This window comes from Halalkalibaculum roseum, from assembly GCF_011059145.1.
Taxonomy (GTDB): domain Bacteria; phylum Bacteroidota; class Rhodothermia; order Balneolales; family Balneolaceae; genus Halalkalibaculum; species Halalkalibaculum roseum.
This window is the reverse complement of sequence record NZ_JAALLT010000001.1, coordinates 603,973-615,720: the sequence shown is the minus strand read 5'-3', so window position 1 is coordinate 615,720 and position 11,748 is coordinate 603,973. Positions and strand designations below refer to the sequence as shown.

At 45.6% G+C, this 11,748-nt stretch carries 8 protein-coding genes and 1 tRNA gene; 4 read left to right on the top strand and 5 right to left on the bottom strand.

Going from position 1 to position 11,748, the window contains the following annotated elements; translation table 11 throughout:
- Positions 1–203 precede the first annotated feature (203 nt).
- Positions 204–2,687 (bottom strand): zinc-dependent metalloprotease, encoded by a 2,484-nt coding sequence (locus G3570_RS02500; RefSeq protein ID WP_249066606.1) that lies wholly within the window; start codon positions 2,685–2,687, stop codon positions 204–206.
- Positions 2,688–2,925: 238 nt separating this feature from the next.
- Between G3570_RS02500 and G3570_RS02495 the strand changes: the two genes are divergently transcribed.
- The gene (locus G3570_RS02495; RefSeq protein WP_165138829.1) at positions 2,926–3,528 is read left to right on the top strand and encodes a class I SAM-dependent methyltransferase; all 603 of its coding nucleotides are present in this window, start codon (positions 2,926–2,928) and stop codon (positions 3,526–3,528) included.
- Positions 3,529–4,627: 1,099 nt separating this feature from the next.
- On the opposite strand, the gene G3570_RS02490 is transcribed toward G3570_RS02495, so the two are convergent.
- From G3570_RS02490 to glmS, 3 genes are all read right to left on the bottom strand, one after another.
- Complete coding sequence (locus G3570_RS02490) at positions 4,628–4,954, bottom strand: phage holin family protein (protein ID WP_165138827.1); 327 nt, start codon at positions 4,952–4,954, stop codon at positions 4,628–4,630.
- A gap of 58 nt (positions 4,955–5,012) precedes the next feature.
- On the bottom strand, positions 5,013–5,375 hold the full coding sequence (locus tag G3570_RS02485) for an Hpt domain-containing protein (RefSeq protein ID WP_165138825.1): 363 nt from the start codon (positions 5,373–5,375) through the stop codon (positions 5,013–5,015).
- 505 nt (positions 5,376–5,880) lie between these two features.
- Entirely contained in the window at positions 5,881–7,719 is a 1,839-nt protein-coding gene (glmS, locus tag G3570_RS02480; RefSeq protein ID WP_165138823.1) for a glutamine--fructose-6-phosphate transaminase (isomerizing), read from the bottom strand.
- Positions 7,720–7,845: 126 nt separating this feature from the next.
- Between glmS and G3570_RS02475 the strand changes: the two genes are divergently transcribed.
- Positions 7,846–9,042 (top strand): putative sugar nucleotidyl transferase, encoded by a 1,197-nt coding sequence (locus tag G3570_RS02475; RefSeq protein WP_165138821.1) that lies wholly within the window; start codon positions 7,846–7,848, stop codon positions 9,040–9,042.
- 37 nt (positions 9,043–9,079) lie between these two features.
- Here the strand turns inward: G3570_RS02475 and G3570_RS02470 are convergent, their stop codons facing one another.
- Positions 9,080–10,531, bottom strand: coding sequence for an SLC13 family permease (locus G3570_RS02470; protein ID WP_165138819.1), 1,452 nt, complete (start codon positions 10,529–10,531; stop codon positions 9,080–9,082).
- 290 nt (positions 10,532–10,821) lie between these two features.
- Between G3570_RS02470 and G3570_RS02465 the strand changes: the two genes are divergently transcribed.
- Both G3570_RS02465 and G3570_RS02460 read left to right on the top strand, forming a co-directional pair.
- Entirely contained in the window at positions 10,822–11,037 is a 216-nt protein-coding gene (locus tag G3570_RS02465; RefSeq protein ID WP_165138817.1) for a cold-shock protein, read from the top strand.
- A gap of 219 nt (positions 11,038–11,256) precedes the next feature.
- Positions 11,257–11,340, top strand: a tRNA-Leu gene (locus G3570_RS02460).
- The last annotated feature ends 408 nt before the right edge of the window (positions 11,341–11,748 follow it).

Sequence of the window (11,748 nt, the reverse complement as noted above, 5' to 3'; positions counted from 1 at the left end):
AATGGCACCGCTTTTATCAACAGGCAGATGTAAAAAGTTTTTAGGTAAGCCTGAGTGTGCCTTGTTGGTTGTACCACTGAGAGACACTGAGAAGTACTTAGTGTATCTAAGTGGTATAACATCAAAAATCTCTATCCATAAAAAAAGCCCCGACAGATGCCGGGGCTTTGGAAATAAGATTTATTGAAGTTCAGTTAAAGAACCTAGTCCTCAGGATTCAGTACTGCATCAATGCGGTGGGTTACATCCTCGAGGTGCGTACGTGTTGCCCGGTCACCCGAATTTCTGATGGCACCTTCCACATCATCCAGTAACAGTTCAAGCTGTTCCCGGACAATCGGACGGATATCCGACTGACTAACATCCACATTCAGACTAAAAAACTGTCTCCACTGCTCAGGGATGGTCGGCTCTTCGGTCATGAGATATTCCATGCGCTCGATATAGCCTCTCTGCAGGTTCCGGCGAAATACATCGATAGTCGGCCTGTTGTCATCCAGCTCTTTCCAGATGGCAACCCGCAGGTCATCCATTAGTTCAAACGGAGTATAGGTATCGCCATCCGTACGCTCTGACCATTCAATGAGTCTTCCCATCATTTGAGGAGAAGCTACATTGTTCAGCAGGCTCGTCTGTCGGCTTCGGATATCATCAACCACAGAACTTTCATTGATGCGATCAAGAACCTCGTAGTTCAGCATCCAGGTCGGTGAATTCCACCCGTAGTCTGCCAGCCAGTACATAGCTCTGCGCTGTCTCTCTTCGGGGACAAATTCGTATACCGGACCTTCCTGATCATAGGTCTTATCGTTGCGATAAACACCTCCTATGTTATTATATACATGACCGGTATAGCGACCCCATTGGGCCACAACCTGTCCGTATAGCTCTTCCAGCTCATCATAGTTGGCTCCGTCACGGGCTATCCACTCCATCATATTGTTGGTGATACGCTGCAGGTTGGCAACACCGAGTTCACTGGCCCGCATGGCGTCGTTGGTCAGGTCTTCGGTTTGCACACGGGGATCATCACCACCGGTACCGAAGAAGTATGCGGGATCATCAGCTCTTTCAAGCGTCCATTCATGCAGGGTCTGCTCGATCTCTTCCTTAGACATATCTTCAGGGAACCAGCTGTAACCCCATTTGGCGGCCCACTTGTCATACTCGCCGACTTGCGGGTAGAACTGTGTAACTCCGTCGCCGGGCTGAGCCACGTAATTAAAACGGGCATAGTCCATGATAGACGGGGCAGTTCCGTGCGTGCTTGTGAAGGTCGGTGATCGCAGGGAGTCAACCGGGTAGGCGTAACTGGAACCCATATTATGCGGGAATCCCAGTGTGTGACCAACCTCATGGGCAGATACAAATCGAATCAGCTGACCCATCACTTCATCATCAAACTCTACGCCCCTGGCTTCCGGGTTAACGGCCGCAGTTTGAACGAAGAACCAATTGCGCAGCAGGTTCATCACGTTATGATACCAGCCGATATCGCTTTCCAGAATCTGACCGGTTCTCGGATCGTGAACATGAGGTCCGTATGCATTCTGAATGTCTGATGCAAAATAACGAATTACAGAATACCGAACATCTTCCGGACTCCACTCGGGGTTCTCCTCTTTGGAAGGAGGATCCTTGGCAATAATGGCATTCTTAAAACCGGCCTCCTCAAAAGCTTTTTGCCAGTCAACAACACCCTGCTTCAGATAAGGGCGCCACTTTTCAGGTGTTGCGGGATCAATCCAATAAACAATGGGGTTCACCGGTTCAACCAGCTCTCCACGCATGTACGCTTCCTTGTCTTTTGGAACCAGTTCATAACGGGTTATATACCGTAAATCCTTCGCTTTTTGGACGTCGTCACCGTAGTAAGTTTGACGCACGCTGAAGAATCCGACCCGCTGGTCATAGGATCGCGGACGCATTTGCTCCTTCGGCAACAGCACCATGCTGTGATTCATCTCCATAGAGATGGTATTGGTCTGTGAATTGGAAGGAGGTTCTTGTGCCTCGTAAGTTAGTATGCTGCGTGCTTCAATATTGAGTGGATAACTGTGTATATGTTCGATAAAAGTCCTATCTGAGTCGAGCCGACGAACTCTATATGCTGTACGTCGGCGATCACTGAGGCCAAAAGAAGGCACGTCAGTATTGTAAAGTGAAGTCGCTTCAATTACGACACCCGAAGAATCCTTACCGAGAGTTTCTATAGAAAACGTTTTAATGATAGGCTCAAAATTTGAATTTTGAACAGCCTGATACACCGGCTCCGTGCTGTCAGCTACGTTTGAATAAGACACATGCCTCAGCAGCACTTTGTCTCCTCTACGCTGCCATCGAACGGTTTGTGTATTATTCTTTTCACCACCGTAACCCATATTATCGGCGGTTTTGGCAATACGAGAAATTACAAGCATTTCTCGGCCTAGAAGAGAGTCGGCAATTTCGTAGTAATATTTGTCTTCAATTTTATGGACGTCAAAAAGACCCTCGTCGGTTTCAGCCTTGTCGGTGATAACTTCGCTGTAAGCCTTCATTTCTTCTTTGTCCCCCGGCTTCGCAGCTTGCTGCGACTTGTCAGAGGATTTTTTAGTTGCTTTCTGAGATGATGCACAGCCTCCTAATAAAGTGAGGGCTAGTACAACGCTCAGAAATACTTTAATCCCGGGTGTTGAATTCATCATGTATGTCGTATTGATTGGTTATAAAATTATATGCTAAAGTGAGGTTTACTTTAGTCTCTGTCAAGCAGATACCCCGATATTTTTATGTAAAAAATCATTAAGCGATATCGGAATAGGGCCTTTATAAGTTAATCAACCTCTAAAATGGAAGGGTCTGGGAGATAGTTCATTCAAAATTAGCCAAATTGTATTTGCTTTATTACATTCGTGCTGTAGTTAGTAACAAACAGGAGTCTTGTTGGAACATCTTTTACACTTTATCAAGGACCTTAAGCAGGTTGGGGCCATAGCACCCAGTTCAAAGTTCTTAGCAAAGGATCTGGTAAAGCAGCTTAAAAAGGAACTCTTGTGCCAGGGATGCCCCCCTCTCAACATCCTGGAGATCGGACCCGGTACCGGCCCGCTCACAAAAGAGATTTCAAAGCATATCCGTCCGAAAGACCACCTGGATGTCGTTGAGATTAACGATCACTTTTTCGAAGTCGTGAAGAGCAAGTATCACAGCTCAAACATTTCAATCCATCACGAAGATATTATCCGTTTCAATAACGGGCGTTCGTACGACTACATTTTTTCGAGTCTGCCTTACGAAGCAATGCCCGAAGATGTGATCCAGAAGATCTGGAAGAAGAAGCTGGAGCTCTGCAGCCCGAAAGCCTACATCTGTTATTTCAAATATGTCAGCTTCCGCAAGTTCAAATGCAATTTTGAGGAAGCCGTAGTAGAGAAATACCAGAGTAATAAGAAGGTGGTTTTTTTAAATCTCCCTCCTGCCAAATTGTTTACCCTGGAGATCAATAACAATGAGGCGCCCGAATCCCTGATTGAGAATGTAGCCTGATTGGGTAATTGTTGTTATTTCTTCTTGTGATTTTCTATTCTCGTGTCAGGAATGTCATTTAATTTATTCCTACGAATAATCCACACGAAAAATAACACATGCCCCATCGGGGCATTATGAATCTCGACCCAGATTTTTTCTGGGGTATACGAATACAAATAAGAAAACCTGAACCCAGCCTTATAAAAAAGCATTTGCCCTACCGAGGGTTTAGCGCTGATTACAATTGGTGCTGCCCCTACGGTCCAATCAATATCCTTAACTAAATCAAGCCTCGGGGCTTTATCGTTGGGGGGATCTCTTTCAACCCCAGGCTAAAGCCTGGGGCTAATATCGGCTGCCATATATCGTACAAAAGCTCACATCAATCCCTAAAACAGGAAGAATAGCTAAGTTTGCCTAAGGAGAGTTTAGCTTATGTTATTTGCTGATAATTACAATCTCTTGCTAACTAGGAAATCACATCCTATGCCCCATCGGGGCATTATTAAAATAGCCTCGGAATTCATTCCGGGGTTAAGGTATACAGAAAAAAACCTGAGCCTCCGTCCCAAACAATGGCAATTACCCCACCGAATGTTGGTCGTTGATTACAATCCTTGCTGACCCTATGAGTAAATCTATAACCTTATTTAAGAAGAATCTTGAGGCATTTGTTTATAAATCCTTCAACCCAGGCTCAAGTCTGGGGCTAGTAACGGGTGCCTTTATTATTATCCATCATATATAAACTTACAGGAACCAATAGCATGCTGCTATATATCTACACCACAGCTTGAGGAATACCTCTTAAAGTAATTTCAATTGTGTTGTGGTCAACTTATCAGGGCATTTTCCCTGAATCTATACAAATAATTCTCAGAAAAACATCACATTGTTTAAATGACTTACGATCGTAACCAATTTCAGATGCCCCATCGGGGCATCATGAAGGTAGCCCCGGAATTTATTCCGGGGTTAAAGAATACAAGAAAGGAAACCTGAGCCTCCCTTACCATTAAAAGCTTAATCTCTTCGAAGGTTGGGCACGCTCCGTGAAAGGCGAACCGAATTGAGCTAATACGTAAAACCCTGCTTCTCGGAAATCACCACATGCCGACTAGAACAACCAGAAAAGAACCGCATTCAAAATCGACAATACGATAGCGAAAATCAGAGCCCAGCCAAAACTCTCCACCTTAAAATCCTCAAGCACGCTATCCACAATCATAATCATAAAAGCGTTGATGACAAGGATAAACAATCCCAGGGTGAGGATAGTAACCGGTAGGGTAAGAAAAACAATAACAGGTTTAATAAACGTATTAACCAGGGCCAGCAGAATAGCCACGATAATAGAACTGCCAAAACCGCCCACCTTGACGCCATCCAGAAGCTTGGCCGTGAGATAGACAGCAACGCTGTTGATGAGAATCGTATAGATCATAATAGTAAGCTAGGTTCATATGTATTCAACCCAAGCTTACGGAAAGGAAGGAAACAGGTTACGTTACATTCAAATTTTTCAGCTCCTGCTGTAGCTCGCCGGAAGCCTCCTCGCAAATAGAACTGAGCTCTGAAATAGTAGATCCGATATCGACCGGAGGCTCATTATTTTTTGCCTGCTCCTCAAGCTGCAGGATCTTTTCGGTGCCTTTGGAAATACCCATGTAGGCAAGATTGGGCTTAAACTTGTGAGCGCGGGCGCGCAATTCCTCCCAGTTTCCCTCCTGGTTGAGTTCACGCATATCGGACAGTGCTTCCCGGTACCCCTCCAGAAAAACTTCAATCATTTCTATGACCATCTGGTTGTCACCGGTTGAAATATCCCTTAAATAATCCAGGTCCGTAATCTTATTATTCGTCAATCTGATGATGTTTAATCTAAATTTATCTGAAACTACCTCTTTGGCAGCTATAGTTCAAAAAGTATCAGCTTGTTTAAAGCTTCCTAATATTAATCACAGATAAATATTAATAGCAAGCAGCAGTACCCTAAGAAATGTATTACCGGCAGAAAGAGATTAGCAATCTTAGCCGGTCAAAACTACAATGCCCACCAACACAAGCAATGTTATTTTAAATATGAGAGATTTCCAGTTCTTCATTGTTCCCGCGATTTATGATCAACTATTTTATTTGAGAGCTTTCCATATCTAATGATTCCGTCATTAAATATCAAGTTTTCCACATTATTTTTGTGGATAAGACAAGCCGTCTTGTTGTCTTTAAGCTATTTATATGAGTAACAAAGCGGGAATTTGTTACAAATTAGATAAGAAATGAAATTAAAACCTGAGTTATCCACAGGTTTTTCAACAGGAAATGTTCATAATGTTGACAACCTGCCTATATACCCTAACATATGACCCTTTATTCTACCGTAACACTTTTGGCCAGGTTACGAGGCTGGTCAACATTGCACCCGCGATTCACTGCAATATAGTAGGAGAGCAGCTGCAAGGGTATCACCGTAAGCAGCGGTGAAAGACAATCTTCAGTCTCGGGAATCGGGCAGCTGAACTCTGAAAGGTCAATGACCTCCTCGTTCTCTTTGCCGGTAATAGAGATAATACGTCCCTTACGGGCTTTCACCTCTTCGATGTTGCTGATCATTTTATCGTTGGTGTGATCAGTTGCAGCAATGACCACCACGGGCATCATGGCATCGATCAGGGCGATCGGACCATGCTTCATCTCCGCGGCAGGATAGCCTTCCGCGTGGATGTAGGAAATTTCTTTGAGCTTCAGTGCGCCTTCAAGTGCCACCGGGAAGTTGTAGGTTCGTCCCAGGTAGAGAAAGTTCGGAGCATAGGTAAAGAGCTCAGCCATTCTCTTGATGCTGTCGCTCTGTTCTACAATCTGCTTCACTTTACCGGGAATGCGATCAAGCTCTTCTATCAAGCGTTCGGCATACTCGGGATCAATGGTATTCTTCTTCTGACCAATCATAATAGCCATCATCGCGAGTACGGAAACCTGGGCGGTAAAGGCCTTGGTCGAAGCTACCCCGATTTCGGGACCCGCGTGTGTATAAACCCCCGCGTCGGTCTCTCGGGCAATCGTAGAACCAACCACATTACAAATGCCCAGTACAGTTGCTCCACGCTGCTTTGCCTCTCGAACAGCTGCCAGGGTATCGGCAGTCTCACCACTCTGGGAAATCACAAGCATCACATCATCCTCATTGATCAGTGGCTCACGGTAACGAAATTCGGAGGCATACTCCACCTCTACCGGAATCTTGGATAGGTGCTCGAAAAGGTATTCCCCTACGAGTCCGGCGTGCCAGCTGGTTCCGCAGGCGGCAATGATCAGTCTTTTGGCGCCGATCAGCTTATCCATCACATCAACCAATCCACCAAGCTGAATACTGTGATTCTTCACGTCCAGTCTTCCGCGCAGGCAATCAGCTATAGAGTTGGGCTGTTCAAAAATTTCCTTCAGCATGAAGTGCGGGTATCCGCTTTTTTCTATCTCCTCTACACTCATGGCCAGTTCATGAACCTCTTTGGTGAGGCTGACATCGTCAATAGTCTTTACTTCATATCCGTCTTTGGTAACAATGGCAATTTCACCGTCATCCAGGTAAACCACCTTTTTGGTATGTTCGATGATTGGGGAAGCGTCAGAAGCAATAAACATTTCGCCATCACCAAGGCCCAGCAACAGCGGTGATCCTTTCCGTGCTATGATGATACGGTCAGGCGTTTCACTATGAACAATGGCGAGACCGTAGGTACCCACAATTTGCTTAAGGGCCAGACGCACTGCTTTCTGGAAGCTCACATTCTGACCATCCTGGTAAATCTCCTCAATCAGCTGGGCGATCACCTCGGTATCGGTATCCGTGTGGAAGGTACGACCCTTGTTTTTCAGCTCTTTCTTCAGGGAGGTGTAATTTTCAATAATACCGTTGTGGACCAGTGCAATTTTACCCGATTCACTGGTATGCGGGTGGGAATTGATATCGTTCGGAGCACCGTGGGTAGCCCAGCGGGTATGTCCGATGCCTACTGATCCTTTTACCGGTTCTTTCTTAAGTAATTTACGCAGGTTATCAACCTTTCCCTTGCCTTTCTTTATTTCGAGCTTGCCGTTAAATAGAGCAAGGCCGGCTGAATCATATCCGCGATACTCAAGCCGCTGCAGACCCTTAATGATGATATCACTGGCCTGCTTATCTCCTATATAGCCTACTATTCCGCACATAAATCTATTTCCGCAAATTAAGGTTGATTATTATCAAAAAAATCTCTCTGTTTGACAGTGACGAAATTTATGATACTCTAGTGAGGATTAAAACTTAGAATTTACCAATATTTACAGCCCGCATCTATGCAAATCTGCTTTTTTGAGGACAAACATTTCTCCAATTTTCACCCGCTCACCCTTACCCGTCCGGTGGATGATTTGCGGGTCGGCATATTCACTATAGCCGAAAAATGGCAAAAGGCTTTGCAGGCGAAAAATACGGCTCGCATCCTCAGAAAGGAACTCAAAGAGGTATTCGAAGAGGGTTCTATCAATGAAAACGATTCCTGCCTCTGGATCAATGCCCGCTACCTGCCCTCCTCTTCGCTGCTCAAGGAGGTGGAAGAACTGGGTGCCGGGAATTGCCTTCAGTCCGAGGGGACCGTAATTGCCGCCCGCGCCGACGGTTCTTCTTCCCGGCAATGGCTGGAGCAAGGCAAGCCAGATTTCAACTCCCTGTTCGTGCTGGAGTCAGCTGATTTCAAAGCCATTGAACACCTGTGGGATCTCTTTAAGATCAACGGATCGGAAATCAAAGCTGATATTCAGCGGGCAAAACCCGGTCGCGGGAGCAAACTGAATATTTCCTCCCATGCCATACTGGTTGAAGAGGAAAATATTTACATCGCAACAGGAGCCACCCTGGAAGCAGGTACGATCATCAATGCCGAAAATGGACCGGTATATATCGGGGAAGGCGCCCACATCAAAGCAGGATCGATCATCTATGGTCCGACCGCAATCTGTTCGAAGGCCACCGTGAATGCCGGTGCAAAAATTTACGGAGACACTACTATCGGACCGGTCTGCAAAGTGGGTGGAGAAGTGAACAACGCCATCTTTCACTCCTATTCCAACAAAGGACACGAAGGCTTCGTCGGAAACTCTGTATTCGGACAGTGGTGCAATCTCGGTGCCGATACCAATACCTCCAACCTGAAAAACAACTACAGCACCATACGCATTACCGATTGGAAAACAGAGCAGGAGATAGAAACAGGAGAACAATTTTTCGGTACGGTGATGGGAGATCACTCCAAGACTGCCATCAATACACAGCTGAATACCGGGACCGTTTGCGGTGTAAACTGCAATATCTTCTCGGGTGATTTCCCTCCCAAGTTCATCCACTCCTTCAGCTGGGTGGGATCAAATGTCATTCAAAAATATCGCCTCGACAAAGCCTTTGAAACCATGGAAGCCATGATGGCACGCAGGGGTGTGAGTCTCACAGAACCTTACAAGAAGATGATGGAAGCCATTTTTCAAAATGCCCGATAACAGGCACGCTTACCTACTATATACTAAACAATAAAAGCTACATCGCGAAAATGTAAGGGCCTACGGTGTAAGCCGTTAGGCTCAACAGTACGATAAAAATTAGGTTCAGCCATAAACCGGCCTTGGCCATCTCGGGTATAGTAATACGATTACTTCCATAAATGATAGCGTTTGGCGGAGTGGCCACCGGCAGCATGAATGCGGAGCTGGCAGCCAAAGCAACCGGAAGTGCGAAGAGCATCGGATCCAATCCGATGCCCACTGCCACGGAACCCATGATTGGCAAAAAGGCAGCGGCTGTTGCCGTATTACTGGTCATCTCTGTCAGGAAAATAATCATTGCCACCAGCAGGAAGAGCAGCACTAAAACCGGCCAGCTTGCTAATCCTTGCAGGCTCAGCCCTATCCATTCAGCCAGACCGGTATTGTTGATGGCCGATGCCAGGCTCAATCCGCCTCCGAAAAGAATCAACACCCCCCAGGGCAAACCTTCCACATCATTCCACTCGAGGATGCATTTTGTCTCTTCCGATTTAACCGGAATCAGGAAAAAACTCAGGGCCGCGGCCATGGCAATGCCTGTATCGGAAACCCCGGGGAGCAGTTCTTCAAATAAGGGACGAGTAATCCAGAGCAATGCGGTAAGGGTAAATACCAGCGCAATTTTTTTCTCAGGTTTTGAAATACTACCAAGAGCCTGCAGGGCTTCCTCAAACAGCTGGCTGCCGCCGGGAAGTTGCTCCATCTGCAAAGGATAGACCAGGCGGGTCAGCACAAGGTATACGATAGGGATGCAAATAACTACCAGGGGCAGTCCGAAGAGCAACCACCGGGCAAAGGAAATTTCGATGCCGTAATTGTCTGCCATAAAACCGGCCAGCAAGGCGTTGGGCGGGGTACCGATCAGCGTACCCATTCCGCCGACATTGCATCCATAGGCCACCCCAAGCAGCAAACATAAACCAAAGTGACGGAACTGCAAGCCCGAGTCCTCTTGCTGCCGGTCAACCAGCCGGATAACCGACAGGGCAATGGGTAGCATCATCAATGCGGTTGCGGTATTGCTGACCCACATACTGAGAAAGGCCGAGGCAAGGATAAAACCCAGGACGATCGCATGCGGACGGGTACCGACAAAACTAACGATATTAAGGGCGATGCGCCGGTGTAGCTCCCACTTCTCCATGGCAATGGCAATGATAAACCCACCCATGAACAGGAAAATCAGCGGATGCGCATAGGGCTCGAGGGTACTGTCGATATTGGAAATGCCTAGAAACGGAAATAAAACCACTGGTACCAGCGCTGTAGCAGCTATAGGAATAGCTTCTGTAATCCACCAGGTCCCCATCATCAGGGCCACAGCCGCCGTACGCCAGGCGGCTTCAGACAGTCCCTCCGGTGCAGGAAGAACCATTAACACTATAAATAACAGGAGTCCGGTCAGAAATCCTATGATTTCCCTACCGGTGAAAGTGTTCTTCGACATGGTCGGTTGCTGCTTTCTAAATTTCCCGCTTTAGCAGATATATTTGATGAAAATCGTACAGGGACTATACAAAAGATATGCCGTATTTTAAATAGATATCCTTACAAACAGCTATTAAACCTGATAAACCCGTTTCAAATAATTAATAGGTATTCCACGATATTAACCGTACCTTATCGCATTACATTTAATTACCCACCTATCACGTATATTTTTTAAGAAAGTCGCGTTAACCCAAACCTTTCCTGAGATACCACCTTTAGGTGCACTAACACAATACCATTACCATTATGAAGCAAGGCAAAATAAAATTTTTCGACACACAAAAAGGATTTGGATTTATCGCACCTGACGAGGGTGGCAAGGATATTTTCGTACACCGTAACAACGTTGAAGGACTGGGACAAAACCAGGGACTGGAAGACGACGAAGCTGTTGAATTTGAAGTTGAAGAAACACCCAAGGGACTGAGTGCTACAAACGTACGCAGCCTCGACTACAAGTAATTTTGTACGTCATTTATGAAGAAGCCCTCCGGCAACGGCGGGCTTTTTTTATGAAAGAAATTTTACCTGGGATACTCTTTGAGCCAACACGCATTTTTTCTCAAAATTGTTGTTTCAAATTAGTTCTTCAAACCCATATATTTAGCAGCCGAGTTAATTGGTGAATTGTTTTTAAGGTTATTTACCAACTCAATCCCTCAACAATTCATCAATTAACTCGCCCAAGTGGCGGAATTGGTAGACGCGCATGCTTCAGGAGCATGTGAGCTTCGGCTCGTGAAGGTTCGAGTCCTTTCTTGGGCACATTAACCCTTGTAAGTCATTGGCTTGCAAGGGTTTTCTTTTTTTGGAACAAAGATTGGGACTAACAATCCATGTACCTAAGATAGGTCACAAACTTTCATAACAGTTTGTGACCTATCTTTTTATCAATATAAATTCATTATTCATATCGACTTATATGCAAATGATAAAATCATCCATATAAAAAATAGATCTTCATAAAGAAATGATATTCGCATCCCTATACCACTACAGTACAAATCCATGATATCAGGTCAGTAACTGTTAAAGAAGATGTTTGATAAAGGGAACCTCCGCCACAGAGGCTCCCTTTCATTTGTTCTAACCTAAGGGGAAAGAACAAAGATTAGTCATATAGAAACCAGGTCAAGTACTGGAAGTACTAAATATCCGTGTTGTTATTCTGCC

Bases quoted from the DNA above. Each gene is read 5' to 3' on its own strand.
- G3570_RS02475 (WP_165138821.1), top strand. From the start codon at position 7,846: ATGCAAATCTGCTTTTTTGAGGACAAACATTTCTCCAATTTTCACCCG.
- G3570_RS02490 (WP_165138827.1), bottom strand. From the start codon at position 4,954: ATGATCTATACGATTCTCATCAACAGCGTTGCTGTCTATCTCACGGCC.
- G3570_RS02470 (WP_165138819.1), bottom strand. From the start codon at position 10,531: ATGTCGAAGAACACTTTCACCGGTAGGGAAATCATAGGATTTCTGACC.
- G3570_RS02465 (WP_165138817.1), top strand. From the start codon at position 10,822: ATGAAGCAAGGCAAAATAAAATTTTTCGACACACAAAAAGGATTTGGA.
- glmS (WP_165138823.1), bottom strand. From the start codon at position 7,719: ATGTGCGGAATAGTAGGCTATATAGGAGATAAGCAGGCCAGTGATATC.
- G3570_RS02500 (WP_249066606.1), bottom strand. From the start codon at position 2,687: ATGATGAATTCAACACCCGGGATTAAAGTATTTCTGAGCGTTGTACTA.